The 25187-nt window shown below is 74.4% G+C and carries 22 protein-coding genes; 13 read left to right on the forward strand and 9 right to left on the reverse strand.

Annotation, left to right across the window (positions count from 1 at the left end; translation table 11 throughout):
* The first annotated feature begins 145 nt into the window (after positions 1-145).
* The 3 genes from ACFW1I_RS29395 (at position 146) to ACFW1I_RS29405 (ending at position 3625) form a co-directional block, all read left to right on the forward strand.
* Positions 146-1156, forward strand: coding sequence for a carbohydrate ABC transporter permease (locus tag ACFW1I_RS29395; RefSeq protein ID WP_384675563.1), 1011 nt, complete (start codon positions 146-148; stop codon positions 1154-1156).
* A 2-nt stretch (positions 1157-1158) separates the two neighbouring features.
* A complete protein-coding gene (locus ACFW1I_RS29400) occupies positions 1159-2073 on the forward strand; it encodes a carbohydrate ABC transporter permease (protein ID WP_384675565.1) in 915 nt (304 codons plus the stop codon).
* Positions 2074-2182: 109 nt separating this feature from the next.
* Complete coding sequence (locus ACFW1I_RS29405) at positions 2183-3625, forward strand: GH1 family beta-glucosidase (RefSeq protein ID WP_384675567.1); 1443 nt, start codon at positions 2183-2185, stop codon at positions 3623-3625.
* A 65-nt stretch (positions 3626-3690) separates the two neighbouring features.
* Here the strand turns inward: ACFW1I_RS29405 and ACFW1I_RS29410 are convergent, their stop codons facing one another.
* A complete protein-coding gene (locus ACFW1I_RS29410; RefSeq protein WP_384675569.1) occupies positions 3691-4161 on the reverse strand; it encodes a hypothetical protein in 471 nt (156 codons plus the stop codon).
* Between the two features lie 145 nt (positions 4162-4306).
* Positions 4307-5035: an IclR family transcriptional regulator gene (locus ACFW1I_RS29415; protein ID WP_384675571.1), complete on the reverse strand. Its 729-nt coding sequence runs from the start codon at positions 5033-5035 to the stop codon at positions 4307-4309.
* Positions 5036-5191: 156 nt separating this feature from the next.
* On the opposite strand from ACFW1I_RS29415, the gene ACFW1I_RS29420 reads away from it, so the two are divergent.
* Entirely contained in the window at positions 5192-6082 is an 891-nt protein-coding gene (locus tag ACFW1I_RS29420) for a glycerophosphodiester phosphodiesterase family protein (RefSeq protein ID WP_384675573.1), read from the forward strand.
* Positions 6083-6137: 55 nt separating this feature from the next.
* Here ACFW1I_RS29420 and ACFW1I_RS29425 read toward each other — a convergent pair whose 3' ends face one another.
* Genes ACFW1I_RS29425 through ACFW1I_RS29435 form a run of 3 tightly spaced genes read right to left on the reverse strand, consistent with a single transcriptional unit; the run spans position 6138 to position 9735 of the window.
* The gene (locus ACFW1I_RS29425; protein ID WP_384675575.1) at positions 6138-7016 is read right to left on the reverse strand and encodes a geranyl diphosphate 2-C-methyltransferase; all 879 of its coding nucleotides are present in this window, start codon (positions 7014-7016) and stop codon (positions 6138-6140) included.
* Positions 7017-7045: 29 nt separating this feature from the next.
* Positions 7046-8269 (reverse strand): family 2 encapsulin nanocompartment cargo protein terpene cyclase, encoded by a 1224-nt coding sequence (locus ACFW1I_RS29430; protein ID WP_384675577.1) that lies wholly within the window; start codon positions 8267-8269, stop codon positions 7046-7048.
* A gap of 56 nt (positions 8270-8325) precedes the next feature.
* On the reverse strand, positions 8326-9735 hold the full coding sequence (locus ACFW1I_RS29435) for a family 2B encapsulin nanocompartment shell protein (RefSeq protein ID WP_384675579.1): 1410 nt from the start codon (positions 9733-9735) through the stop codon (positions 8326-8328).
* Between the two features lie 575 nt (positions 9736-10310).
* Here ACFW1I_RS29435 and ACFW1I_RS29440 point away from each other — a divergent pair.
* The 3 genes from ACFW1I_RS29440 (at position 10311) to ACFW1I_RS29450 (ending at position 13843) form a co-directional block, all read left to right on the forward strand.
* Positions 10311-11768 (forward strand): cytosine permease, encoded by a 1458-nt coding sequence (locus tag ACFW1I_RS29440; RefSeq protein ID WP_384675581.1) that lies wholly within the window; start codon positions 10311-10313, stop codon positions 11766-11768.
* 143 nt (positions 11769-11911) lie between these two features.
* Positions 11912-12790: an acetylxylan esterase gene (locus ACFW1I_RS29445; RefSeq protein WP_384675583.1), complete on the forward strand. Its 879-nt coding sequence runs from the start codon at positions 11912-11914 to the stop codon at positions 12788-12790.
* 537 nt (positions 12791-13327) lie between these two features.
* Positions 13328-13843 carry an NUDIX domain-containing protein gene (locus tag ACFW1I_RS29450; protein ID WP_384675585.1) on the forward strand — a complete coding sequence of 172 codons (516 nt, stop codon included), beginning with the start codon at positions 13328-13330 and terminating at the stop codon, positions 13841-13843.
* A 6-nt stretch (positions 13844-13849) separates the two neighbouring features.
* Here the strand turns inward: ACFW1I_RS29450 and ACFW1I_RS29455 are convergent, their stop codons facing one another.
* Positions 13850-15106 (reverse strand): MFS transporter, encoded by a 1257-nt coding sequence (locus ACFW1I_RS29455; protein WP_384675587.1) that lies wholly within the window; start codon positions 15104-15106, stop codon positions 13850-13852.
* Between the two features lie 70 nt (positions 15107-15176).
* On the opposite strand from ACFW1I_RS29455, the gene ACFW1I_RS29460 reads away from it, so the two are divergent.
* The gene (locus ACFW1I_RS29460) at positions 15177-16175 is read left to right on the forward strand and encodes a GlxA family transcriptional regulator (protein ID WP_384675589.1); all 999 of its coding nucleotides are present in this window, start codon (positions 15177-15179) and stop codon (positions 16173-16175) included.
* A 12-nt stretch (positions 16176-16187) separates the two neighbouring features.
* Here ACFW1I_RS29460 and ACFW1I_RS29465 read toward each other — a convergent pair whose 3' ends face one another.
* Complete coding sequence (locus ACFW1I_RS29465) at positions 16188-17063, reverse strand: LysR family transcriptional regulator (RefSeq protein WP_384675591.1); 876 nt, start codon at positions 17061-17063, stop codon at positions 16188-16190.
* A gap of 133 nt (positions 17064-17196) precedes the next feature.
* On the opposite strand from ACFW1I_RS29465, the gene ACFW1I_RS29470 reads away from it, so the two are divergent.
* Positions 17197-17706: a cupin domain-containing protein gene (locus tag ACFW1I_RS29470; protein WP_384675593.1), complete on the forward strand. Its 510-nt coding sequence runs from the start codon at positions 17197-17199 to the stop codon at positions 17704-17706.
* Here ACFW1I_RS29470 and ACFW1I_RS29475 read toward each other — a convergent pair.
* Positions 17703-18725, reverse strand: a complete 1023-nt coding sequence (locus ACFW1I_RS29475) for a hypothetical protein (RefSeq protein WP_384675595.1) — start codon at positions 18723-18725, stop codon at positions 17703-17705. The genes ACFW1I_RS29470 and ACFW1I_RS29475 overlap by 4 nt on opposite strands.
* Positions 18726-19394: 669 nt before the next feature.
* On the opposite strand from ACFW1I_RS29475, the gene ACFW1I_RS29480 reads away from it, so the two are divergent.
* On the forward strand, positions 19395-22724 hold the full coding sequence (locus ACFW1I_RS29480) for a S8 family serine peptidase (protein ID WP_384675620.1): 3330 nt from the start codon (positions 19395-19397) through the stop codon (positions 22722-22724).
* A 51-nt stretch (positions 22725-22775) separates the two neighbouring features.
* Here the strand turns inward: ACFW1I_RS29480 and ACFW1I_RS29485 are convergent, their stop codons facing one another.
* Complete coding sequence (locus tag ACFW1I_RS29485) at positions 22776-23504, reverse strand: DNA alkylation repair protein (protein WP_384675597.1); 729 nt, start codon at positions 23502-23504, stop codon at positions 22776-22778.
* 137 nt (positions 23505-23641) lie between these two features.
* Here ACFW1I_RS29485 and ACFW1I_RS29490 point away from each other — a divergent pair, with 137 nt between their 5' ends.
* From ACFW1I_RS29490 to ACFW1I_RS29500, 3 genes are all read left to right on the forward strand, one after another.
* Positions 23642-23839 carry a hypothetical protein gene (locus ACFW1I_RS29490; protein ID WP_384675599.1) on the forward strand — a complete coding sequence of 66 codons (198 nt, stop codon included), beginning with the start codon at positions 23642-23644 and terminating at the stop codon, positions 23837-23839.
* A gap of 110 nt (positions 23840-23949) precedes the next feature.
* Positions 23950-24384, forward strand: coding sequence for a hypothetical protein (locus tag ACFW1I_RS29495; RefSeq protein WP_384675601.1), 435 nt, complete (start codon positions 23950-23952; stop codon positions 24382-24384).
* Positions 24385-24469: 85 nt separating this feature from the next.
* On the forward strand, positions 24470-25183 hold the full coding sequence (locus ACFW1I_RS29500) for a DUF6766 family protein (RefSeq protein WP_384675602.1): 714 nt from the start codon (positions 24470-24472) through the stop codon (positions 25181-25183).
* Positions 25184-25187: the final 4 nt, after the last annotated feature.

Consider the following 25187-nt stretch of genomic DNA (forward strand, 5'->3'; position numbering starts at 1 on the left):
CCCATGGTGTGGTATAACTAAATTACGTGGGTGTCGTAAAATATCGACAATTCGCGGGTCCGGGGCGCCGGCCCGCCGCCCGCGCCGGGGGGGGGGCCGGCACCGTCCGCACCACCGCACGCATCGACCTGGAAGGACGCCACCCGTGGCCACCTCCGTACGGGCGGAGCGGGGCGGCACCCCGCCGCCCGCCGCACCGCCCTCCCCGCCCTCCCCCCGCGGCCGGCGCCGCCGCTCCGGCCCCGGCGGCTGGCGCAGCACCCTCTACCGCTGGGACGTCAAGGCGATCCCGTACGTCTTCATCGCCCCCTTCTTCCTCACCTTCGCCGCCTTCGGCCTCTTCCCGCTGCTCTACACCGGGTACCTCTCGCTCAACCGGGTCGAGCTCGGCGGCACCGCCGAGTGGAAGGGCCTGGAGAACTACACCGACCTCGCCACCAGCGAGTTCTTCTGGAACGCGCTGCTGAACACCTTCACCATCGGGGTCATCTCCACCGTCCCGCAGCTGCTGATGGCCCTCGGCCTCGCCCACCTGCTGAACTACAAGCTCCGCGGCCGCGGCTTCTTCCGGGTCGCGATCCTCGCCCCGTACGCCACCTCGATCGCGGCGGCGACGCTGGTCTTCGCCCAGCTCTTCAACACCGACTACGGCATGATCAACACCCTCCTCGACTGGGTCGGGATCGGGCCGATCGACTGGAACACGTCCAAGTGGCCGGCGCAGATCGCGATCTCCGTGATCGTCACCTGGCGCTGGACCGGCTACAACGCGCTCATCTACCTCGCCGCCATGCAGGCCGTGCCGCAGGACCTCTACGAGGCCGCCTCGCTGGACGGGGCCTCCCGCTGGCGCCAGTTCCTCAGCGTCACCATCCCCTCCATCCGGCCGACGATCCTCTTCACGATCATCGTCTCCACCATCGGCGCCACCCAGCTCTTCGGCGAGCCGATGCTCTTCGGCGGCAGCGTCGGCATCAGCGGCGGCAGCGGCCACCAGTTCCAGACGCTGAGCCTCCTGATGTACGAAAAGGGCTGGATCACCGGCGCGCTGGGCTCCGCCTCGGCGATCGCCTGGGTCATGCTGGCGCTCCTGCTGCTCATCGGCGGCATCCAGGCGCTCGTCTCCCGCCGCAACCGCAAGAAGCTGGGGGACTGACCATGGCCCGCACCCTCGACACCACCCCGGCCGTCGAGCCGAAGACGCCCGGGGAGCGCCCGGCGCGCCGCCGCTTCCGCCAGACAGCGGGCCGGCAGCACCACGCCGGACCGCTCACCTACGTCCTGCTGGTCGTCGCCACGGTCGTCTCGCTCTTCCCGCTGTACTGGAACGTGGTCGCCGCCTCGCACACCGGCGAGCGGGTGGTCCAGGCCCCCGCGCCGCTGCTGCCCGGCTCCCGTCTCCTCGACAACCTCAGCTTCGCCTGGGACCAGGTCGACATGGGCGAGGCGCTGATCAACACCACGGTCGTGGCGAGCCTGGTGGCCGCGTCCACCGTCCTCTTCTCCACGCTCGCCGGCTTCGCCTTCGCCAAGCTGCCCTTCAAGGGCCGCGGCATGCTGCTCTCGCTGGTGGTCGCCACCATGACGATCCCGCCGCAGCTCAGCGTCATCCCGCTGTACCAGATCATCACCGACCTCGGCTGGTTCGACCAGTTGCAGTCCGTGGTGCTGCCCTCGCTCGTCGCGGCCTTCGGCGTCTTCTTCATGCGCCAGTTCCTGGTCGAGGCGCTGCCCGTCGAACTGGTCGAGGCCGCCCGCATGGACGGGGCGCACAGCCTCCGGATCATCTGGCACGTGGTCTTCCCGGTGGCCCGGCCGGCCATGGCCGTGCTCGGCATGCTCGTCTTCGTGCAGGCGTGGAACGACTTCTTCTGGCCGTTCATCGCGCTCACCCCGGACGGCAACCCCACCCTCCAGGTCGCGCTCGCCGGACTCGGCGCGGGCAACCACACCGTGGACCACGCGATCGTGCTGACCGGCGCGCTGATATCGACCGTGCCGCTGCTGCTGGTCTTCGCCTTCCTGGGCAAGCACATCGTGGGCGGCATCACCGCCGGCGCGGTCAAGAGCTGACCGGCCCCACCCCTCCTCCGTACCGCAACCCCCTCGGCTCCGTCCGGGTCCGCCGCAGTCGCCGGACCCGAACGGGCCGTCCGTAACCCCGCGTTGGGAGCCCTCTCCTATGACCGCGTCCGAAACCCGGCCGCTCATCGCCGTCCGCCAGTTCCCCTCCGACTTCCTCTGGGGCGCGGCCACCGCCGCCTACCAGATCGAGGGGGCGGCCCGCGAGGACGGTCGCACGCCCTCCATCTGGGACACCTTCTCGCACACCCCCGGCAAGGTCTTCGAGGGCCACACCGGCGACGTGGCCGTCGACCACTACCACCGGTTCCGCGACGACGTCGCCCTCATGGCCGAACTCGGCCTGAACGCCTACCGGTTCTCCGTCTCCTGGTCGCGGGTCCAGCCCACCGGCCGGGGCCCCGCCGTCCAGAAGGGCCTGGACTTCTACCGGGCGCTGGTGGACGAGCTGCTCGCCGCCGGCATCGAGCCCGCGCTCACCCTCTACCACTGGGACCTGCCGCAGGAGCTGGAGGACGCGGGCGGCTGGCCCGAGCGCGCCACGGCCGAGCGGTTCGCCGAGTACGCCGGGATCGTCGCGGACGCCGTCGGCGACCGGGTGAAGCGGTGGACGACGCTCAACGAGCCCTGGTGCTCGGCCTTCCTCGGCTACGGCTCCGGGGTGCACGCCCCCGGCCGCACCGACCCGGTCGCCTCGCTGCGCGCCGCCCATCACCTCAACCTGGGCCACGGCCTCGCCGTCCAGGCGCTGCGCGCCGCGCTGCCGACGGACCGTCAGATCGCGGTCTCGCTCAACCTGCACGAGGTGCGGCCGCGCAGCACCTCCGCCGAGGACCGGGAGGCGGCCCGCCGGATCGACGCGGTCGGCAACCGGGTCTGGCTGGGCCCGATGCTGGAGGGCGCCTACCCCGAGGACCTGATCGCCGACACCCGGCACCTCACCGACTGGTCCTTCGTGCGGGACGGCGACACGGCGACGGCGAACCAGCCGCTGGACTTCCTCGCCATCAACTACTACGCGCCCACCCTGGTCGCGCACGTCGCCGAGGGCGAGGAGAAGCCGCAGGACGACGGGCACGGCGACAGCGCCCACTCGCCGTGGCCGGGCGCCGACTCGGTCGCCTTCCACCGGGCGCCCGGCGAGCGGACGGCGATGGGCTGGCCGGTGGACCCGACCGGCCTGTACGACCTGCTGCGCCGGACCTCGGAGGCGTACCCGGGCCTGCCGCTGGCGATCAGCGAGAACGGCGCCGCGTACGAGGACGTGGTCGGCGACGACGGCGGGGTGCACGACCCGGAGCGCACCGCCTATGTGCACGCCCATCTGGCGGAGGTGCACCGGGCGATCGCCGACGGCATCGATGTCCGCGGCTACTACCTGTGGTCGCTGCTCGACAACTTCGAGTGGGCGTACGGCTACGCGAAGCGGTTCGGCATGGTCCGGGTGGACTACGACACCCTGGAGCGGACTCCGAAGAGCAGCGCCCGCTGGTACGCGCGGGTGGCCCGCTCGGGCGAGCTGCACGCGCCCGAAGCGGTCTGATCCAGGACACGAGGAAGGGCCGTGCCGGATCACCGGCACGACCCTCAAGCTTTCTTGACCACCCGTCAGATGTCGACGACCCGGTAGCCGATGACATAGACGCCGCCGGAGCCCTCGACCGTCCGCCACTGGGTCTCGGCGCCGACCTCGCTGCCGGTGACCAGGGTGGCGCCGAGCTTGTCGTCGCCGCCGAAGGTGTCCTTGTCCCACAGGGTCAGGGTGCGGGCCTGCTCCTTGCCGAGGATGAGCGCGGCGTTGCCGTTGCCGTCCGCCATGGAGCGGACGTAGCCGGAGCCCATGGTCTGGTAGCTGATGCCGTTGCCCGGCCAGACCTTGACGGCGTTGCCGTTGGCGTCGGTGATCTTGAGGTACGCCTCGTCGTGGTCGCCCTCGCTGTTCTGCTGGCAGTGGAGCTCGTACAGCTCGATCCGCACGTAGTCGATCGGCTCGGCCTGGGCGGTGCCGGCGAAGGCGGCGATGCTGCCGAGCCCGAGGACGGCGGTGGCGGCGGCGCGTGCGACGCGGTTCCTGCGCATGGTGTGTCTCCCCCGAAGGTGTGCGTTCTTCTCGTTTCTCTTCGTGCCGTTCCCCCGGCACGTCCCTCACTGTGCCGCCTCTCCCCCACCCCGCTCTACGCGCGTTCCGCTCAACGGAACGGCTCCCGCTCCGCCGGCTCCCGGCTCAGGGGGCGAGGGCGGCGGACGGGACGGAGCGGTGCGGCACTCCGCGGGCCAGGGCCCGGCCGAGGGCGGCTCCGGCGCCGGCGACGGCCTCGCCGAGGGCGTCCAGGCGCCGCCCGGCCGGCACCATCGCGGCGAGCGCGGCGACGGTCCGCCCGTCCCGGCCCCGGACGGGGAAGGCGGCGCAGCACACCCCGTCCATCACGTCCTCCCGGTCGAGGATCGGCCCGCCCCTGAGCGGTCCGCGCAGCGCGGCTCCGGCGGCGGTGTCGAGCCGGAACGCGGTGCCGTTCCGCACCGGCACCAGCGGTTCCAGCTCGCCCGGGGCGGAGGCGACGACGAGGGCCCGGTCCTCGCGGAGCACGGCGAGGACGACGCTGGCGCCGGTCGCGGCGCGCAGCCGCTGCACGGGCAGCCGGGCGGCGAGCCGCAGCCCCGGGTGCGGCTCCCACGCCTGCCCGAGGCGGTAGAGCTCCGGTCCGACGCGGTAGCGGGAGCCGCGGCGCTCGACCGCGCCGACGGTGACGAGCTGGTCGAGCAGCCGGTGGGCGCTGCCCTTGGGCACCCCGCAGGCGAGGGCGAGTTCGGTGACGCCGGCCTCGTCGCCGCACCGGCGCAGCGCGTCGAGGAGGGCGAAGGCCCCTTCGAGCACCCCCCGGCCGCGGCCAGGCCGGTCGGCCGTCCCGGTCCGCTCCACGTCGACGGGTCTCGGACGTGTCCCGTGGTCCATGGGTGGCGTTCCCCTTGTCTCTCGGCCCGGCCGGTGTCCCCCGTGGCACGGCTCCGGGCGCCCTCCCACGATGCCGCAGACCCGGACGAATCACCGAAGGGTTGCGCGCCGGTGCGTCGCGGCCGGGGCCGCCGGCCGCGGGTAGGATCACCGGCCGTGACTCCCGTACGACTCCGCCGCCGCGCCGCGCTCGCCGGTACGGCGCTGGCCGCGCTGCTCGTGGCCGCCCCCGCACCCGCCCCCGCCGCCGCTCCCACCGCCGCACCCGCCCCCGCGCCCACCGCGGCACCGGGCGCGGCGCCTGCCGCCACCCTGACGGTGATCGCCCACCGGGGCGCGTCCTCGGCGGCGCCCGAGAACACGCTGGCCGCGGGCGAGGTGGCGCGCCGGGCGGGGGTGGAGTGGATCGAGAACGACGTCCGGCCCAGCCGGGACGGGGTGCCGTACGTGATCCACGACGCGACGGTGGACCGGACGACCGACGGGACGGGCGCGGTACGGGAGCTGACCTCGGCGCGGCTCGACGCGCTGGACGCGGGGTCCTGGTTCGCCCCGTCGTTCGCGGGTGCCCGGGTGCCGACGCTCGCCGCGCAGCTGGCGGACCTGCGGGAGCGGGGCGGCCGGCTGCTCCTGGAGATCAAGGGGCCGCACTCCGAGGCGGAGGTGGCCCGGATCGTCCGGGACGTGCGCGGGCAGCGGATGACGGACCGGGTGCTGGTGCAGAGCTTCGACGCGGTGTCGCTGCAGTACGTCCGGGAGCTGGCGCCGGAGCTGCCGCGGGCGCTGCTGCGCGACCGGCTCGACGCGGATCCGGTCGCGGTCGCCCGTGACCTGGGCCTGGCCTCGTACCACGTGTCGGACAAGGGGCTGGCCGCCCGTCCGGGTGCGGTGGCTGAGCTGCACGCGGCGGGGGTGGCGGTGAACGTGTGGACGGTGGACGCCCCGGCGCGGTGGCGGGCGCTGGCCGAGCTGGGCGTGGACGGGGTGATCACCGACCGGCCCGCGGAGCTGGCGGGCTGGAACGCGGCGCGGTCGGCGGACGGCTGAGGGCCGGGCCCGTCGCGGAGGACGGGCCCGGCCCGGTGACCGGCCGCGCAGGGGATCAGACGCGGTCGGCGGCGATCAGCACGTACTGGAAGGAGCCGTCCTTGTACGACTCGATGAACGCCTCCTCGATGCCGGTGACCAGCGACGAGGTGGCGCGCAGCTCCCAGTAGGGCAGCGTGTCGGGGGTCAGGTCGATCACGGCCTGGGGCACCAGGCGGTTGTCGGCCATCGCCTTCAGGTACTCGCGGCGCGAGTGGATGTTGCACTCGAAGTGGGCGTTGATCTGGGAGACCCACTTGGAGGGCTGGCCGTACTTGGGGTTCCAGCAGCCGGTGATGGTGACGTAGCGGCCGCCGACCTTGAGGAAGCGGGAGTGCTCGGCCATCAGGTCGTCGAGGTCGACGTACATGCTGGACTCGTTGTTCCAGGAGGCGGCGATGGAGCCCTTCTCGAACGGGGTGTCGAGCATGTTGCAGACCTGGGCGCGGACGTGGCCGTCGATCCCCAGCTCGCGGGCGCGCCTGTTGCCGAACTCGGCCTGGGTGGAGGAGAGGGTGACGCCCTCGACCTTGCAGCCGAAGCGCTGGTGGGCCATGACGCTCGATCCGCCGCGGCCGCAGCCGGCGTCGACGAGGGTGTCGGCGGCGGTGATCGGCCCGAGGTGGTCGAGGAGGACCTCGGCCTGGGCGGACTCCAGCCGGTGCAGCTCGGTGATCAGCTTCTTCTCGTACTCGCTGTCCTCGGGGGTGCCGAGGGAGTCGTGGTCGACGGCGCCGATGCCGTAGTGGTGGTGGTAGAGGCCGTCCACGTCACCGAGGCGCAGGTTCACGGGCCGCGCCTCGGCGTTCCAGTAGCGGGCGATGTCGCCCTGGTAGGGCGTCGCCGGGCCGGGGATGGTCGCGGAGGCGTCGGTGGTGGTGAGCTCGGTGGTCACAGGGAAATCCATTTCTCGCCGGTAGGTGATTACCAGAAGTCGGGCAGGCTGTAGCGGAACGTGTTGGTCTGGTGCCAGTAGTGGTTGCCGTCGACCCAGGTGGCGACGCCCTTGAGGAAGCGCAGCACGGTGGGGACGGCGAAGGTGGCGGCCACTTCGGCGGCGGCGGCCTCGAAGGCGTGCATGAGGTCGTTGTGGACCTCGATCGCCTTGAGGTACGCGTCGCGTTCGGAGAGCTTCTCGCGCTCGGCGAGCACCACCGGAAGGTTGAGGTGGACGCCGGGGCTGGAGAGTTCCTTGGTGTAGGAGTACAGGTCGTTGACGATGGTCGTCGCGTTGCCCGCGAGGGCGATGACCCGCTGCATCTCCGGCCTGGCGTGCAGGTCCGCCGGCAGTTCGTAGCCGCCGACGGAGTCGGTGATGGTGGGGCAGGGGCGGAAGTTGTTGAACTGGCGCATGGCCAGGTACTCCCACACCTCGGGGATGTGGTCGGTCTCGGCCCAGGCCGCTTCGGCGAGGTAGCCCATGTGGAGGCGGGCCATGTCGTGCCGGAAGCGGTCGGACTGGGAGGGCGAGGCGGCCGCGGTGAAGTACTCCATGGCGGAGCGGTAGGCGCGGCGGGGGGCGTCCGAGCCGAGCGATTCCGCCCACGCCGGGGCGTACTCGGCGGTGGTGTGGACGGGGTCGAGCGCGGTGTGCGCCATCAGGAGGCGCCCGCCGAGGCCGATGGGCGAGCCGCCGTGGTCCTCGCAGTAGCAGTCGTCGACGGCGTTCTCCGCGACCATGAGCCGGGTGGCGAGCATGACGTGGTCGACGGTCGGGGCGTCGGGGTGGCAGGCCACCATGTAGCGCCCGACGGAGAAGCCGTCGAACTGGCCCTCCCACTCCTCCGGGTAGAGCTGGACCTCGTCGACGGCCCAGTCCTTGATCCGGCGGCTGACCTCGTCCACCCGGGCGGGGTCGGGGTCCGGGACGGGATGGAAGTAGAGGCCGGGGATGGGCCGGCCCTCCGCCGCGGGGGCGGCGGCCGGGGCCGGCGGCCCGTCCGGCACCGGGGGCGGTGCCGGACGGGTGAACGAGACGCTGGACGTGCCGAGTCCGCTGGGTCCGCCGGGGATCCAGCGGGGCGCGGCCTCCGGCGCGGGCGCCTCGGCGGCCGGGCCGGCGAGGGCCTGGGCGAGGACGTCGGCCCCGAGGCGGGCCGCCGCCGCGGGCAGGTGTGCCGGCAGGGGGGAGAGCCCGGGGTCGGGCATCCGTAGCTCCTTGCGGGGTGGGGTGGTCCGTCCCGGAGCCGGGACGGACGGGGCCGTCAGTCGCGGCGGCGGGCGATCTGCACGTTCTCCATCACGCCGAGGGCGTCGGGGACGAGGACGGCGGCGGAGTAGTAGGTGGTGACCAGGTACGACATGATCGCCTGCTCGCTGATGCCCATGAAGCGGACGGAGAGGCCGGGCTCGAACTCCTCCGGGATGCCGGTCTGGCGGAGGCCGATGACGCCCTGGTTCTCCTCGCCGGTACGCATGGCGATGATGGAGCTGGTCTGCTCCTTGGTGATCGGGATCTTGTTGCAGGGGAGGATCGGGACGCCGCGCCAGGCGGGGACGGACTGGCCGCCGAGGTCGACGTGGTCCGGGTAGAGGCCGCGGGCGTTGAACTCGCGCCCGATGGCGGCGATGGTGCGCGGGTGGGCGAGGAAGAGCTTGGTGCCCCGGCGGCGGCTGAGCAGCTCGTCCATGTCGTCCGGGGTGGGCGGGCCGGAGTGGGTCTGGATGCGCTGCTTGAAGTCGGCGTTGTGCAGGAGGCCGAACTCGCGGTTGTTGACGAGCTCGTGCTCCTGGCGCTCGCGCAGGGCCTCGATGGTCAGGCGGAGCTGCTCCTCCGTCTGGTTGTGCGGGCCGTTGTAGAGGTCGGCGACGCGGGTGTGGATCTTGAGGACGGTCTGCGCGACGGAGAGCTCGTACTCGCGCGGCTTGAGCTCGTAGTCCACGAAGGCGCCGGGGAGCACGGCCTCGCCGACGTGGCCGGCGGACATGGCGATCTCGGCCTCGCCGTGCTTGTTCTGCGCCTGCTCGGGGAGGGTGCTGAACTCCTCGATGTGGGCCTGGAGCGACGGGGAGTTGGCCATCACCGCGGCGAAGTCGGCGCGGGAGAGGGTGAGCAGGGTGCCGGAGGTCTCGGCGGTGGCCGTGTAGTCCCAGGTGGCGTCGGCGTCGAGGAGCGCGTTCTCGCCGAAGCGGTCGCCGTCGCCGAGCACGGCCACGGCGATGTCGTCGCCGTAGGCGCCCTCGGAGGTCTGGCTGATGCGGCCGTGTGCGAGGAGGTGGATCTCGCCGGCCGGGTTGCCCCGGGTGACGATGATGTCGCCGGCGGAGAAGTCGCGCTGGGTGCAGCGGTCGGCGAGCGCGGTGAGCACGTCGATGTCGTCGAAGCCGCGGAGCAGGGCGAGTTCGCCGAGCTCGCGGGGGATGACGCGGACGGTGGCGCCGTCCTGGACGAACTCCACCCGGCCGTCGCCGACGGTGTAGCTGAGCCGGCGGTTGACCCGGTAGGCGCCGCCCTTGGTCTCCACCCAGGGGAGCATCCGCAGCAGCCAGCGGGAGGTGATCTCCTGCATCTGCGGGGCGGACTTGGTGGTGCTGGCGAGGTTCCGCGCGGCGTCGGTGCTGAGGGACTGCTGCGGCGGTGCCGCCTGGGCTTCCGGGCTGGTGTCGACGGTCATCGGACCGGGGCTCCTTAGCGAGGGTGGTGACCGGGCACGGCGACACGCCGGACCCGTCGAGGAGGGGAATGGAGGGAGGGCGCCTGGCCATCCGTCCAGACCCGGGGAACAGTAACGGCCCGTCAGCACGGCGTGCCCGGTGAGACGAGGGGCATTACCTCGATGCAGTGATCTTGTTCCGGGGCTGGTTTACCGGCTTCCGCGTCGGCTTTCCGCCACGGTTCCGGGAGGCCGGGCGGCATGTGGGCCGGTGGGGGTCGCGGGCCGGGCCGGCGCCCCGATCGGACGGCATGCATTCCGGCCACGTCGTCCCCGGCATCGCGTACTTGACAACCCGCCCCCGCCGTCACACAAGTCAACCGGAGGCGTCAACGCGGCCCCGGGCGGGTTCCCGGGGATCTTCCGGGGTCCGCCCGGCTGTCGCCCCGATGCCCTCCAACTGCCAGGCACTGCAAGGGAGTTCGTGGGATCATGCTGCTCTCAGGACGAGGGTGGTTCCCGGGAGTACGGGGGGTACGCATGGGGACGCGGCATGGTCGCGGGTCGGGGCGGGGCGGCGCGCGGCGGGCATCGTGGTGAGCGGGGCTCCGCACCCGTACGCGGAGGGGGCGCCCGACCGGCGGTACGCGAACGCGGATCTGCTGCCGACCGAGACCGGTGAGTTCCGCTGGCGCTGGTGGGACTTCGCGGCCATCTGGGTCTGCGTGTCCTGGAGCCTGGCCTATCTGATGCTCTCCGGGATGCCGGGGCAGGACCGGTTCACCTGGCCGCAGACCCTGCTGATCTGCGGGATCGCCCAGGTCGTCGTGCTGCTGCCGTCGTTCCTGGTGGAGCACGCCGGGGACCGTTACGGGGTGCCGTTCGCCGTCTTCGCGCGCAGCGCGTTCGGGGTGCGGGGGGCCGCGCTGCCGGCGTTGCTGCGGTTCGTCTCGGCGTGCGTCTTCTTCGGCTTCCAGGCCGATCTCGGCGTCCAGGGCATCGAACTGCTGACCGGGGGGCTGGGCAGCTCCGACCGCGACAGCTTCTTCAGCCCCGCCTATCTGGTCTTCCTCGCCCTCCAGTTGTGGATCATCACGAAGGGTCCGAACGGGCTGCGCAGGTTCGCGGACCTCGCCGCGCCGGTGCTCATCGCGGGGCTGCTCGTGGCGTTCCTCTGGGCGTCCGCGCACGGGGAGGGGCCGGTGCTGCCCGAGCCGGCGCGGCCCATCGGCTGGGGCGCGGACTTCTGGCTGGAGGCCGCCCCGGCGCTGGCCTCCGCGACGGCGCTGTTCGCGGCGGTCGGGCTGACCGTGCCCGATCTGGTGCACCTGGGCTCGTCCGGGCGGCGCGCGGAGGGCTCCGGGTCGCGCCTGGGCGTGGGGCTGCTGCTCCCCGTCCTGATGACGGGGATCCTGCTGTACACGATGGCGCTGATGTCGATGTCCGGGTACGGGAAGGAGGGCTACTCCGGTTCGCTCACCGTGCACGCGCTGTCCGACATGCCGGGCGGCAGCGTCGTCGCCGCGGCGATGCTGATCGTCGCGACGCTCTGCGGCAACCTCGGGCTCAACCTGGTCTCGGCGGGGTACGACCTGTCGAGCACGGCCCCGTCCGTGCTCGGTTTCCGGGGCGCGGCGGTGCTCGCGGCCCTCGCGGGCACGGCGGTCGCGTGGTGGGCGCGCAGCAGCAGCGACTACGAGGTGCTGTCCTGGGCGACCCTGGCCGAGGGCTTCTTCGGCACCGTGTCCGGCATCCTCGTCGTGGAGTACTGGATCGTGCGCCGGACGCGGCTGCGGCCGGCCGATCTGTACCGGGCCGGGGGCCCGTACTGGTACACGGGCGGCTGGAACTGGCGGGCCGTCGTGGCGTTCCTGGCGGGCGGGGTGCTGGCCGTGGGCGGTTCGTCGGAGGGCGCCGGAGCGGGGGCGGACGGCCCGCTGCTTCCGTTCCTGTCGTCGCTGGACGACTTCGGCTGGCTCGTGGGGCTGGTCGTCGCCGGCGGGCTGTACGCGCTGCTGACGCTGCGGACGCGGGCCGCGCGGGCGGGTGACTGACCGGGCCCGGATGGGCAGGTGCACAGTCCGGGCGGCGCAGGACTGGGCCCGCGCGCACAGACACGCGGGTCGGAGCGCTCCACGATGTCCCTGGCCGCGGTCGCGAGGACGCGCGACCGTACGGAACCACAAGAGGAGTTCCCATGCCAGGGAGAACGAGGCGCCGTCTGTGGGGCGGTCTGCTGCTCGCCGTGCTGCTGGCGCTCGGCACCGTCCCCGCCGCCACGGCGGAGACCGCGCCGACGGCGGCCGGCGGCCTGCCGTCGGTGGGCACCGCCTGGGACCGGCCGGGTCCGTACGAGGTGGAGGTCGACATCGAGGTCGTGCACACCTTCTACCGCCCGAAGGACCCGGGAGCGTCGGGTGAGAGGCACCCGGTGGTGATCTGGGGGAACGGTACGGGGGCCGTGCCCGGGATCTACGGTTCGCTGCTGCGGCACTGGGCGAGCCACGGCTTCATCGTCGCCGCCGCCAACACGCCCACCTCCAACTTCGCGCTCAGCATGCGGGCCGGGATCGACGTCCTGGAGCGGCGGAACGCCGATCCGGGCAGCGTGTACTTCGGCGCGGTGGACCTGGAGCACATCGGTTCGGCGGGGCACTCGCAGGGCGGGGCCGCGGCGGTGAACGCGGCGGTCGACGCGCGCGTGGACACGGCGGTGCCGATCCAGCCGGGGCCGCTGACCGACCCGGACCTCACGGACGTCCCCCTCTTCTACCTGGCCGGGCAGAACGACCTGACGGTCTGGCCGGCGCTGGTGAAGGCGCTGTACCGGGACTCGGACCATCTGCCGGCGGTGTACGGGGAGGTGCGCGGCGCCGGTCATCTGTCGTCGATCGGCGACGGCGGGGCCTTCCGGGGCCCGACGACCGCGTGGCTGCGGTTCTGGCTGATGGGCGACGAGAACGCGCGCGGGTTCTTCTTCGGCCCGGGCTGCGGTTACTGCGCCGACGACGACCTGTGGTCCGGGTGGGAGCGCAACGCGCGGGCGCTGCAGATCCCGGGCCCCGGCGGCGTCTGAGTCCGGCGGCGTCCGAGTCGAGCCCCAGGTGAGGATACCCCTGGGGGTGTCGAATCCGGGCATGTGAACCCTTGCCTCCCGGCGGGCGGCGGGGGTGTACATGAACCGAAGACGATACCCCCTAGGGGTATCGGAGTCACGTCGAGATCTCCACCGGCCTCGTCACCGTCAACAGCTCCGCGCCGCTCGACGACGCGGAGGCCGCCGACGACCGGGCGCTGCGCCGCCACCCGGACACGGTCCTCGCCACCGCGATGTACGAACTGGCGGCCGGGCGGGCGCCGAAGGGGGCCTTCGGCGCGGCCGGCCCGTCCCCGGCGGTGCTGCGGATGAAGCGGATCCTGGGGCCCCGGCCGGCCCGCACCCGGCGCTGCGCGGCTCGCCGGCGTCGGCGGCCGTCACCGGCCCCTTCCTCCCGCTGCTCGTGGCCTGTCCGCCGGGGGTCCGACGCAGCGCGTCCGAAACACCTGTGCACGTCGGACGGGGTGGCTCGTTGGACCGGGCGAACCCCTCGCTCCCCGTCTCCCGGAGGCCGACATGCACCCCCTGCCCGTGGACGAGTTCGTCGCGACGCTGCCGAAGGCGACCCTGTTCGGCGCCGTGTACTTCACCGACCTGGACGAGCGGCCCGTGCAGCTCCACGCCGTCTACAGCCCCGAACACCCCTGGCAGCTGCCGGGCGGGACGGCCGAGGCCGGCGAGCGCCCGTGGCAGACCGCCGTACGGGAGACCGAGGAGGAGACCGGACTCGTGGTGCCCGGGCCCCCGCGCCTGCTCGCCGCCGTGTTCGGCCTGCCGGGGGCGGCGTGGCCGCTGGCGAGCGCCGGGTACGTCTTCGACGGCGGGCGGCTCACCGACCGGCAGATCGCGGACCTCGTCCTCGACCCGGCGGAGCACGACGAGGTCCGCGTCCTGCCGCTCCAGGACTGGCGGGCCCTGATGCCCCCGCGGGACTTCGCGCGCCTCGCCGCCTTCGCGGAGGCCCGCCGGACGGGGACGGCCGCGTACGTCGGCACCTGGGACTGGGACGAGTCGCCGTCGGACGCCCGCTGACCCCACCTACGCGGCGCGCCGGAGGGTGCGGATCGCGGGGACGGCGAGGAGGGCGGCGCTCGCCGCCACGCAGGTGGCCGCCGACAGCAGCAGGAAGTGGTGCGGGGTGGTCACGCCGGTGGCGGGCCCGGCGAGGATCTGGCCGGCGGAGATGCCGGAGACCGAGCCGGCCAGCTCGTAGGCGCTGACGCGGTTGAGGACCTCGGGCGGGGTGTGGGTCTGCACGCTGGTCGCCCACATCACCGACCAGAAGGCGAGGGCCGCGCCGGCCGTGGCGTGGGCGGTCAGGAGCAGCGGCAGGCCGGCGTCGAGGGCCACGGAGAGCGGCAGCGCGGTGTAGAGGAGCATCGCGGCGGCGCCGGCGGCCAGGGGGCGGGCGGGGCGGGTCCGCAGGGCCACCAGTCCGCCGAGCACCGTCCCCACGCCCAGGAAGGAGACCGCGAGGCCGTACGCGTCCGGGCCGAGGCGGGCGCCGACCAGGGCGGAGGCGAGCGGGACCAGGGGGCCGAAGACGAGCACGCCGTGGACGACCCAGATCAGGATCACCGCCCACATCCACGTCCGGGAGCGGAACTCCCGCCAGCCCCGGCGCAGGTCGCGGCGGAGCGAACTCCCCGTGCGGGGAGCGGAGTCGGGGGACGCGGGGGCGAGCCGGAGGAGGGCGAGGCAGAGGGCGCTGACGAGGAAGGTGGCGGCGTCGAGGGCGTACACGGTGCCGGCGTCGGTCAGGGCGATCAGGAGGCCCGCGCAGGCCGGGCCGAGCAGGTGGGCGAGGGCGTCGGCCACCTTGAGGGTCGCGTTGGCCCGGTGCGGGTCGCGGGCGACGAGCGGGACCATCCCGTTCACCCCCGGCAGGAACATCGCGACGGCCGCGCCGGCCACCGCCGACATCGACACCAGGAGCCAGAACGGCGGGCTGCCGGCGAAGAACGCCACGGCCAGCACGCCCTGGGTCGCCACCCGGACGAGATCGGCGCCGACCATCATCCGGCGGGCGCCGAACCGGTCGGCGAGGACGCCGCCGAAGAGGACCAGCAGGACGAAGGTGCCGGTCCAGACTCCGAGGACGAGGCCGACGCCGGTCACGCCGTACAGCGCGCCGACGGCCAGCGCGGCGGCCACGGGCATCATCGCGTCGCCGAGGAGGGAGACCGCGCGTGCGGTGAAGTAGAGCGTGAACCGCCGGTCCCACAAGGGTGGTCGGCGGTCGGACGGAAGGGAGGGGACGGTCGGCGCCGGTGCGTCGGGGTGCTGGGTGGTCACCCTCCGATGCTGGACCGGCCCCCACGACCGCCCCAGTGTCCCGAACGACACGATGGGGTACTTTCGCGCCATGGCCCTCCTCCCCCGGACCGAACTCCCCGCCCCGCACCGGGTCGTGGCGCTGCTCCAGCCGCCCCAGCCGGCCTTCCCGCTGGCCTGCGCGTCCGGGGTGTTCGGCGACCACGGGCCCGCGGTCCCGGCGCGGTACGCGTTCGAGGTCTGCGCCGAGCGGCCCGGGCCGGTCGCGACCGACTCCGGCTACGCGATGCTGGTCACCGCGGGCCTGGAGGCGCTGGAGCGCGCGGACACGGTGCTCGTGCCCGGCTGGGGGCCGCCGGCCGGGGGCGAGGTGTCGCCGGACGTGGTGGCGGCGGTGCGGCGGGCGCACGCGCGCGGGGCGCGGGTCGTCGGCCTCTGCGCTGGCGCGTTCGTGCTCGCCGCCGCCGGACTCCTGGACGGGCGGCGGGCCGCCACGCACTGGTCCCGCGCCGCCGAACTGGCCTCCCGTTTCCCCCGGGTCCGGGTGGACCCGGCGGTGCTGTACGTGGACCACGGCTCCGTCGCCACCAGCGCGGGCGCGGCGGCGGGCGTGGACCTGTGCCTGCATCTGGTGAGCGCCGACCAGGGCGCCGCGTACGCGACGCGGATCGCCCGGCGGATGGTCATGCCGCCGCACCGCGAGGGCTGCCAGCTGCAGTACGCGGAGCTGCCGGCCGCCGGTCCGGCCGCGGACTCGCTGGCGCCGCTGCTCGACTGGCTGGGCGAGCGCCTCGACGAGCCGGTCTCCGTCGCCGACATGGCGGCCCGGGCGCGGGTGTCGCCCCGGACGCTGACCCGGCGGTTCACCGAGCAGCTGGGCATCAGCCCGGGGCGGTGGCTGCTCGACCGGCGGATCGACGCGACCCGGGCGCTGCTGGAGGAGACGGACCTGCCCGTGGAGACGATCGCCCACCGGGTCGGGCTCTCCTCGGCCGTGAACCTGCGCCGGCGCTTCCACGAGGCCCTGCGCACCACCCCCGCCGCCTACCGGCGCGCCTTCCGGGCGGCGAAGGCGGGCGCGGCGGGGTGAGGGCGGCGCCCGTCACGGACGGTGGGCGTCCTCCGCCGCGCGCAGGGCCCGCAGCAGTTCCCTGAGCTGCGGGGTGGGCGGTCCCGGGGGGACGGCGAGGGAGGTGGTGACCGCCGGGCCGGCCAGCGGGCGGACGGCGACCCGGGGCGGCGCCGGGAGGCCGCGTACGTCGTAGAAGACGGTCCAGGACGGCTCGCGGTCGGTGCCGATGGCGGTGAGGGTCTCGCGCAGGCCGGTGAACGGCGGGCCGGCGGGGGCGCGGACGGCGGAGGTCACCAGGTCGTGGAAGGGCGGGTTCTCGCCGCGCGGGGCCAGCCGCAGCGGCAGCCCGGCCAACTGGGCGATGTCCAGGGACGGTTGGGCGGCGAGCGGATGGTCCTGGGGCAGGGCGGCGTACAGCGGGTCCGTCCACAGCGGCAGCAGGGCGAGGCCCGGGGCCGTGTCCACCGCGCGCACCAGGGCCGCGTCGAGTTCCCCGGCGCGGACGGCCGCGAGCCGTTCGGTCACCGGGAGGCTCCGCAGCGCGACCCGCAGTCCGGGGGCGCCGGCGGTGAGGTCGGCGAGGACCCGGTCCAGCCGGTCGCCGGGGCCGTGGACGCCGCCGAGCCGCAGCACGCCGTCGTCCCCGGCGGTGATGTCGGCGGCCACCCTGGCGGCCCGGCCGGCCGCCGCGAGGACCGCCCGCGCCTCGGGGAGCAGCCGCTCCCCCGCGCCGGAGAGCCGCACCCGGCGGGTGGTCCGCTCGAAGAGCCGGGTGCCCCACTCCTCCTCGAGGCGTGCCACCTGCCGGCTGACGGCGGACTGGACGACGCCCAGCCGGGCGGCCGCCCGGCCGAAGCCGCCCTCCTCGGCCACGGCCACGAACGTCCGCAGCTCCCGCAGTTCCATCCCGGCTCCCTCCCGCGCCCCGGGTGATCGATCTCGGATCGCGATCACCGCCATGCACAACGCGCTGTGGTTCCCGGCTGCTTCCCGCGCTCGAATGGGAGGACCGGAGGAACGACCAGAGGAGTGGCGGGCGATGGAGAAGCAGGTGCGGGAGCAGCGGGCGTTCGAGGAGCGGGCGACGGCTGTGGTGGTGCGGGCGGAGGAGGCCGAGCGGGTGCCGCTGCCGCACGGCGGGGCGTTCGTGCTGCTCGCGGACGGCGGGGACACGGGAGGGGCGCTGGGCGCGAACCGGCTGCTGCTCGGGCAGGGCGCGGACGGGGCGAGGCCGCATCTGCACGCCCGCTCGACCGAGTTGTTCCACGTCCTGGGCGGGACCATGTGGTTCACCCTGGACGGCCGCACCACGCGCGTCGGCGCGGGCGGACTGGTCGTCGTGCCGCCGGGGGTGCCGCACTCCTTCGGTGCCGTGCGGGGCTCGACGGCGGACGTGCTGGCGGTCCTGACGCCCGGGGTCGACCGGTTCGGCTACTTCCGTACGCTCGGCCGCGTCCAGTCCGGGCAGGAGCCGTTCACGGTGCTCCTGCCCGAACAGGACCGGTACGACGTGCACTTCGTCGAGGCGCCGGGCACGGCGGCGGACTAGCGAGGCGCGCCCGTGCCGGAGCGGACGTCGAGCGCCAGGGTCGTACCGCCGCGGGTCAGGACGAGGTAGCGGGGTTCGAAGCGCTGCGACACGGCGAAGCACAGGCGTCCGGTGGTCTCCCCGCGGGCGAACGAGCCGTCGGAGGCGCCCGGTTCGTCGCCGCACCGGGACCCGAGGAGCAGCTGGGCCTCGCCCGGTCCCTCCCCGATCAGCTTCACCGGCACCCAGGGGACGGCGGCGGGGGTCGGGTTGCGTCCGGCGAAGGGGACGGCGACGATCCGGACCCGGGTGTCGTCGCCGGTGGCCGGGCCGACGTTCGCGGCGGCCCCCCGGGCGGTGACGAAGAGGTCGTCGAGCTTCGCCTCCTGCCCGACGGGGACCACCTGCTTCGGGAAGGACTCCTCGTCGCGGTAGATGCCCATGCCGTCGGCCACGTGCCGGCTGTCCCCGCGGGTCTCGCCGTCGAGCAGGGCGTGGCCGGCCAGGAAAAGGGCGGCGGCGGCGAGCGTCGCCGTGACGAGCCGCGGCGCGAAGGGCAGCACCGCCGACGCGGCCCGCAGGAGCGGGCGGACCCGCCAGAGCACGACGGCGGCGAAGAGGCCGACGAGGACGACGGCGAGGACGGCCCACGGGTGGTGGTGGAACTGGGTGTCGCCGTCCCAGTGCCGTACGGAGAGCGGCCGGCCGGTGGCGCGGGAGAGCGTCACGATCACCGGCTCGCCGAGGGACAGGTGGGCCAGCCGCTCCTGGCCGTCGGCCAGGGCGATGACGCGGCCGTCGGTGGTCATGGCCTCCAGCGCGTAGCCGAACCGCTCGTGCCCGTCCGTCGTGTCGGGGTCGTCCACCTGCATGATGACGGCGTGGTGCCGCTCCACCGGCGCCACGGCCTCCACCGTCCACACGCCGAGGAACGCGACCGCGGCCCCGGCGAGGACCAGCAGGCCCACGCTCAGCCAGCCGAAGACGGTGGTCCGCTCCTTGCGCAGGGCCTGCTCGGCCCTCTCATCCTTGTCGGCCATGCCCGTCACCCTAGGCGGGGGCGGTGAACTCCCTCATGAGTACGGATACTCACCGCTCCCGGGTGCCGCGCGGCCGGCGCCGTCACGAGCGGGTCCTGGATGCCGGAGCGGGGGCCTCCGGCGAGCGAACCGGCGGGCGGGTGGGGCGGGTTGGGGTCGAGCCGGCTGGTGGCCCTCGGGGGCGTACGGCATGCCGCAGGGGTGCGCCGTGAGGGTGGCGAGGCAGCGGTCGGCCCCGGCCCGGGCGGGGCCGGCCTCCCGCGGCTCGGATACGGCCAATCGGAGAGCGCCCCTCCGATCACCCGGGCGCCGACGCCCCGAAAGCGCCCCGCACCTGGGCTTCGGGGGTGTCGGCGGGCGTCGCGGTCGCACAGGCATCGCAGGGGTGTCACACGCCCGTCACACCCCCGTCGTCGCCCCATCGCACGCGCGCCCGCCGGCGTGGCCGGAACGCATGCGCCGCAACCCGCCTCTCCCCCACCGCCGTTGATCACGCCCCGATGACCTCGCCATACTGCGGTCGCCGGCCCCGGGCGCCGCTCGCGCCACGGCCGGAAATCGACCACTCACCTCGTATCCGAAGCTCCTGGGGGAGACTTGCGCGCACCCGCGCGGACAGCACGCGCCTTCACGATCGCGGCGGCCACCTCGGTGGCCCTCGTGGCGGGCATGACCGGCCCGGCCACGGCGATCACCCGCACCACCCCGCACGACACCACCCGCACCTCCGCACCCGACCGCGCCACCCCGTCACGGATCGGCGGCGACCAGCGCGTCCCGCTCGTCACCGGCGACCGCGTGGTGGTGGACGCCGAGGGCCGGATGGTGCGGTTCGAGGCCGCCCCCGGCCGCGAACGCATACCCGTCGAGGTGCGGCGCACCGGCGACCGCACCCTGGTGGTGCCCGCCGACGCCCGGCGCCTGATCGCCGACGGCCGGCTCGACCAGCGGCTCTTCGACCTCTCCGTGCTCACCGACCCCCGGCTGCGCGCGAGCCACCGCTCCGGGCTCAAGCTGATCGTCCGGTACGAGGGCGGTGCGGGCACCGCCCGGGCGCAGGTCCGCGCGGCCGGGGACACCGAGCTGCGGCGCACCTTCCCGACCCTCGGCGCCGACGCCCTGCTCGCCTCCCAGGACGACCTGGCCCGGGTGTGGGAGGCGCTGACCGACCGGCGGGCCGACGGCGCGCGGGCCACCGCCGCCGGCATCGGCACCGTGTGGCTGGACGGGGTGCGGGGCGCGAGCCTCGACCGCGGCGTCCGGCAGATCGGCGCCGACCGCGCCTGGGAGTCCGGCTACGACGGCACCGGGGTGCGGATCGCCGTCCTCGACACCGGCGTCGACCGGACCCACGAGGACCTCCGGTCCCGGATCGTCGGCGAGAAGAACTTCTCCGCCTCCCCCGACGCGGTGGACCGTGTCGGGCACGGCACCCACGTCGCCTCCATCGCCGCCGGCACCGGCGCCCGGTCGGCCGGCCGGTACAAGGGCGTCGCCCCCGGCGCCGAGGTGATCAGCGGGAAGGTCCTCGACGACGAGGGGTACGGCGACGACTCCGCCGTCCTCGCGGGCATGGAGTGGGCGGCCGCCGAGGGCGCCGACGTCGTCAACCTCAGCCTGGGCGGCCCGGACAGCCCCGGGGTCGACCCGCTGGAGGCGGCGATCGACCGGCTCTCCGCCGAGAAGGGCATCCTGTTCGCCGTCGCGGCCGGCAACGACGGCGAGTCCGGACCGTCGTCGCTGGGTTCGCCCGGCACCGCGGACGCGGCGCTGACCATCGGCGCCGTCGACCACGAGGACCGGCTCGCGCCCTTCTCCGGCACCGGCCCGCGCCTCGGCGACGGGGCCGTGAAGCCGGACGTGACCGCGCCCGGTGTCGCCGTCACGGCGGCCGCCGCGCCCGGCAGCGCCCTCGACGTCCGACCCGGCACCCCGCACCCCGCACCCGGCTACCTCCGGCTCGACGGCACCTCGATGGCGACCCCGCACGTCGCGGGCGCCGCCGCGCTCCTGAAGCAGCGGCACCCCGACTGGACGGGCGCCGAGCTCAAGGCCGCGCTGGCCGGGTCCGCGAAGGGCGGCGACGGCCTCACCGCCGTCCAGCAGGGCACCGGCCGGATCCAGGTCGACCGGGCGCTCACCGGCACCGTGGTCCCCGAGCCGGTGTCGCTGAACTTCGGCACCGCCCGGTGGCCGCACGCCGACGACCGGCCGGTGACCCGGAAGGTGGTCTACCGCAACCTCGGGACGGCCGACGTCACCCTCGACCTGTCGGTGTCGGGCCTCGACCCGGCGGGCAAGGCCGCCCCCGACGGCTTCTTCACGCTCGGCGCGCCCCGGGTGACCGTCCCCGCGGGCGGCACGGCGGCGGTCGACCTGGTCGCCGACACCCGGCTCGGCGCGGCCGACGGCAGCTACTCGGGGTACGTCACCGCCACCGGCGCCGGGCAGTCCGTCCGCACCGCCGCGGTGGCCGTGCGGGAGGCGGAGTCGTACGACCTCACCGTCCGCACGCTCGGCCGCGACGGCGCCGACGCCCGGGACTTCACCAACACCCTGACGGGCGTCGCCGGTCCGGCGGCCGGTTTCCAGGCCCGGATCGACAGCGAGCCCGGCAGCCACACGCTGCGGGTGCCCAAGGGCGCGTACACGCTCGACACCGCCGTCTACCAGGACCCCTCGGACTACGCCAAGGGCACCGACTGGATCGCCCAGCCGAAGCTGGACGTCTCCGGCGACACCACGGTCACCGTCGACGCGCGCACCACCGCGCCCGTGGAGCTGACCGTGCCGGGGATCGACCGGGCGGACTACGCGGGCGCGTACTACGAGCGGGACACCGAGATCGGCCGGGTCGGCAGCGGCTGGGTCCTGCGCGGCTTCACCGGCTTCCGCACCGCCCACCGGGGCCCGGCCGTCACCGACGGCACGCTGCTCCAGACCTGGGACGCGCACTTCCTCAAGGACGCCGGCAGCCAGTACGCGGTGGCCTACGGCGGGAAGACCGACACCCTCGCCACCGGCTACACCCGGCACGCCGAGGCGGACGGCTTCGCCACGCTGAAGGTCGGCCTGGGGGCCTCCGCCCCGGGCAAGTCCGCGCTCGCCTCCCCCTACGCGTACCTGCCCGGAGCGCCGCAGGGCAACGGCTTCTCCGCGCCGCAGCCGGCGCCGGGAACCCGCACCTTCCACGTCTCGACCGCCGACGGCGTCCGGTGGCTGACCCGGTTCAACCAGCTGGGCGCGCCCGACGAGTGGGGCTACCCGGCCTTCGAGGGCAGTTACGAGATGACCGCGCCGCGGCGGTACGAGGCCGGGCGGACGTACCGGGAGCGGTTCAACACCGGCGTGTTCGGCCCGCTCCTCGGCGAGGGCACGGGCGTCTTCCGCACGGCTCCCGATCCCGCGACGGGCGAGCAGCACCTCGTCGGGGCGGTCCCGCTGCTGGCCGACGGCCGGGGGCACGTGGGCTCGACGCCGTACTCCTCCGCCACGACGACGCTGTACCGCGACGGCGTCCGGGTCGCGGCGAACGACGATCCGCTGAGCGGCGCGGAGCCCTTCGCGGTCGACGCCGCCGAGGCCGAGTACCGGCTGGTGACGTCGGCGGAGCGGGCGGCGGCGGTCGCCGGGGCGTCCACCCGGATCGACACCTCGTTCACGTTCCGGTCGAAGGAGGTCGCGGCCACCACGGCGCTGCCGGTGTCCACGGTCCGCTTCGCGGCCCCGGTGGACCTCTCCTCGCGGGCCCCGGAGCGGGCCTGGGCGACGGTCCCGGTGACCGTGCAGGGCGCGGCGGCGGGTGGGAACCTCGCGTCCCTGACGGTGAAGGTCAGTTACGACGGGGGGACGACCTGGCAGGCCGTGCGGGTCGTCGGCGGTCGGATCGCGGTGCGGAACCCGGCGAAGGACGCCGGGATCTCGCTCGCCGCCGAGGTCACCGACAAGCGGGGCAACACGTCGACGGTGTCGATCCGCAACGCCTGGTTCGGCAAGTAGCACACATATGATCCGGCGTCACCACCGAGCGTGGTGACGCCGGTTGCGCTTCTACGCTTCGCGCCGCCGGACCATCTCGGCGATCCAGACCGGGGCGTACGGGGAGGTGCAGCCCGGGGAGGTGGGGTAGTCCTTCAGGACCTCCAGGCGTTCGCCGACGGCGAGGGCCCGGGCGCGGTGGGCGGGGTGCTCGATGCCGATCCGGGCGAGGCAGTGGTTCATCGCCCACTGGAGCCGGTCGGGGGCGTCCTTCATCTCCGCCTCGACGGTGTCGAGGAGCCCGTCGAGATCGAGGCCGCCGGGGCGCTTCGCGACCCGCTCGGTGGTGAGGGCCCAGCCGGCGCTCGCGACGACCGGGTCCGGATCCGTGAGCCAGGCGCCGCGCAGTTCCTCGGCGTGCCGGCTCTTCTTGACCACGTGGTTCACGAGCCAGTCGTGGAGCTTGGGGGCGCGGGCCTCGCGGATCATGGCGTCGAGTTCGGCGCGGTCGAAGGACCCGGGGCGGCAGACGAGGGTGGCGAGGAGCCGGGCGGCGGTGTCGCCGCTGGCCCAGAGCTCCTGGGCCAGCTCGTGCCGGGTCCTGAGCCGCTTGGCGATCGCGCGCAGCCGGGAGAGGTTGACGCCGTGGTCGTCGCCGTGCCGTTCGTTGACCTCGCGCATCCGGGGGTCCTCCAGCGCGGCCAGCTCGGCCAGCACCTCGGCCGGCACCTCGGCCGGCACCTCGGCCGGCACCTCGGTCGGCGCCTCGTCGGGGGTCGCCCCGGTCGCCGTCCCGGTCATCCGGACCTCCCGTCGTTCGTGCGTACGGCTGCCAGCGTACGGCCTGCGGCTTCGGGACGGCCGGGGACGGCTGGTCCGCGGCGTACCGGGTAGACGCGGTGCAGGAACGACCACCGAGCCGGAAGGCGGCGAGGGCGATGCGAGGACATCCGCGGAGCGGGACGCCCGACCGGGGCACGGACTCCCGGCCCAGGCTCACGGACGAGGAGTTCAGGACCCTGATGCGGGAGGCCAGGTCCATGGCGCGACGCCGGTTCCTGGGCAGGCCGCCACCCGGCGAGAGCGATTTCGCGCTCCGCACCCAGCACGCGGAGTTCGGCGCGGCGGCGCACTGAGCGCCGGCCCCGCGCGGGGGCGCGATCGGGTGAAGCCGGTACGGCGCGCGGCCCCGCGTCTCGGGGCCGCGCGTCCGGCGCGGGCAGGGTGGGGCCATGACGGTGGCCGCATGAGACGTACGACGAGGACGGTCCCGCGCGTGTCCGGCGTGCTGCCGGCCGTGCTCCTGGCCGTGCTGCTGGTGGGCGGGTGCGGGGCGTCCGCGGCGCGCGAGGACGGCGCGAGGGACGCCGGGCGGTTCTTCGCCGCCGCGCTGGCGGCCGGTGACTACCGGACCGGGTGCGCGCTGCTCGCCCCGCAAACCCGTGAACAGGTCGAGGAGGACGGGCGGACGCCGTGCCCGCTGGGCCTGCGCGAGGCGGGGCTGCCGACGGCGGGAACCGCGCGGGGCGTCGACGTCTACGGGCGCGAGGCGCTGTTGCGGATGACGGGCGACACGCTGTTCCTGTCGCTGTTCGACACCGGCTGGCTGGTGACGGCCGCCGGGTGCGAGGAACAGGCCACGGAGGACGAACCGTACCGCTGTTCGGTGAAGGGAGGCTGACGGGCATGAGGGCCGTGTTCCTCGGCTGTGTCGTGACGATCCTGGGCGGTCTCGCCTACTTCACGGTGATCGGGGCGATGCACCGGTGACGCCCGGGGGCGCGGGCCGCGACGACCGCGGCGGGTCCGCCGGCTTCTGGCGGTCGAACAGCCTCACCCTCGTCTTCGGCGCGGCCTTCTTCGTCGTCCTCGCCGCCCAGGCGGTGGCCGGGCGCGCCGAGTTCAACGAGCAGCTGGCCGTGGCCGGGCTCCAGCAGGTCGGCTTCGGCGCCTATCTGACCTCCTCCGACTTCGCCGTGGACGTCACCGAGAACTGGCAGTCCGAGTTCCTCCAGTTCTTCCTGTACGTGTACGGGACCGTGTATCTCCTCCAGCGCGGCTCCCCTGAGTCCAAGCCCCTCGACCGGGCGGGGACGGAGAGCGAGCGGGAGCAGCGGATGGGCCCGCACGCGGGGTCCGACTCGCCGCGCTGGGCGGGGACGGGCGGCTGGCGGCAGGCCCTGTACTCGCGCTCCCTGGGCCTGGTCATGGGCGGATTCTTCCTGCTGTCCTGGTTCGCCCAGTCGGTGTCCGGCGCCTCCGCGTACAACGGGGAGCGGCTGCGGCAGCTCCAGGCCCCGATCGACTGGGGCGCGTACCTCCTCTCGGCCGACTTCTGGAACCGCTCGCTGCAGAACTGGCAGTCGGAGCTCCTCGCGGTCGCGGCGATGGCCGTCCTCTCCGTCTACCTGCGCCAGCGCGGCTCCCCGGAGTCGAAGCCGGTCGGTTCCGCGCACACGTCGACCGGCGTCGAGGGCTGACTCC

This window comes from Streptomyces sp. NPDC058955 (assembly GCF_042741435.1).
Classification (GTDB): Bacteria; Actinomycetota; Actinomycetes; order Streptomycetales; family Streptomycetaceae; genus Streptomyces.

Excerpts from the sequence above, each read along its gene's own strand:
- ACFW1I_RS29450 (WP_384675585.1), top strand. The coding sequence starts at position 13,328 with ATGCACCCCCTGCCCGTGGACGAGTTCGTCGCGACGCTGCCGAAGGCG.
- ACFW1I_RS29400 (WP_384675565.1), top strand. The coding sequence starts at position 1,159 with ATGGCCCGCACCCTCGACACCACCCCGGCCGTCGAGCCGAAGACGCCC.
- ACFW1I_RS29410 (WP_384675569.1), bottom strand. The coding sequence starts at position 4,161 with ATGCGCAGGAACCGCGTCGCACGCGCCGCCGCCACCGCCGTCCTCGGG.
- ACFW1I_RS29485 (WP_384675597.1), bottom strand. The coding sequence starts at position 23,504 with ATGACCGGGACGGCGACCGGGGCGACCCCCGACGAGGCGCCGACCGAG.
- ACFW1I_RS29470 (WP_384675593.1), top strand. The coding sequence starts at position 17,197 with ATGGAGAAGCAGGTGCGGGAGCAGCGGGCGTTCGAGGAGCGGGCGACG.
- ACFW1I_RS29460 (WP_384675589.1), top strand. The coding sequence starts at position 15,177 with ATGGCCCTCCTCCCCCGGACCGAACTCCCCGCCCCGCACCGGGTCGTG.
- ACFW1I_RS29465 (WP_384675591.1), bottom strand. The coding sequence starts at position 17,063 with ATGGAACTGCGGGAGCTGCGGACGTTCGTGGCCGTGGCCGAGGAGGGC.
- ACFW1I_RS29415 (WP_384675571.1), bottom strand. The coding sequence starts at position 5,035 with ATGGACCACGGGACACGTCCGAGACCCGTCGACGTGGAGCGGACCGGG.
- ACFW1I_RS29435 (WP_384675579.1), bottom strand. The coding sequence starts at position 9,735 with ATGACCGTCGACACCAGCCCGGAAGCCCAGGCGGCACCGCCGCAGCAG.
- ACFW1I_RS29495 (WP_384675601.1), top strand. The coding sequence starts at position 23,950 with ATGAGACGTACGACGAGGACGGTCCCGCGCGTGTCCGGCGTGCTGCCG.
- ACFW1I_RS29490 (WP_384675599.1), top strand. The coding sequence starts at position 23,642 with ATGCGAGGACATCCGCGGAGCGGGACGCCCGACCGGGGCACGGACTCC.
- ACFW1I_RS29475 (WP_384675595.1), bottom strand. The coding sequence starts at position 18,725 with ATGGCCGACAAGGATGAGAGGGCCGAGCAGGCCCTGCGCAAGGAGCGG.
- ACFW1I_RS29405 (WP_384675567.1), top strand. The coding sequence starts at position 2,183 with ATGACCGCGTCCGAAACCCGGCCGCTCATCGCCGTCCGCCAGTTCCCC.
- ACFW1I_RS29430 (WP_384675577.1), bottom strand. The coding sequence starts at position 8,269 with ATGCCCGACCCCGGGCTCTCCCCCCTGCCGGCACACCTGCCCGCGGCG.
- ACFW1I_RS29445 (WP_384675583.1), top strand. The coding sequence starts at position 11,912 with ATGCCAGGGAGAACGAGGCGCCGTCTGTGGGGCGGTCTGCTGCTCGCC.
- ACFW1I_RS29480 (WP_384675620.1), top strand. The coding sequence starts at position 19,395 with ATGACCGGCCCGGCCACGGCGATCACCCGCACCACCCCGCACGACACC.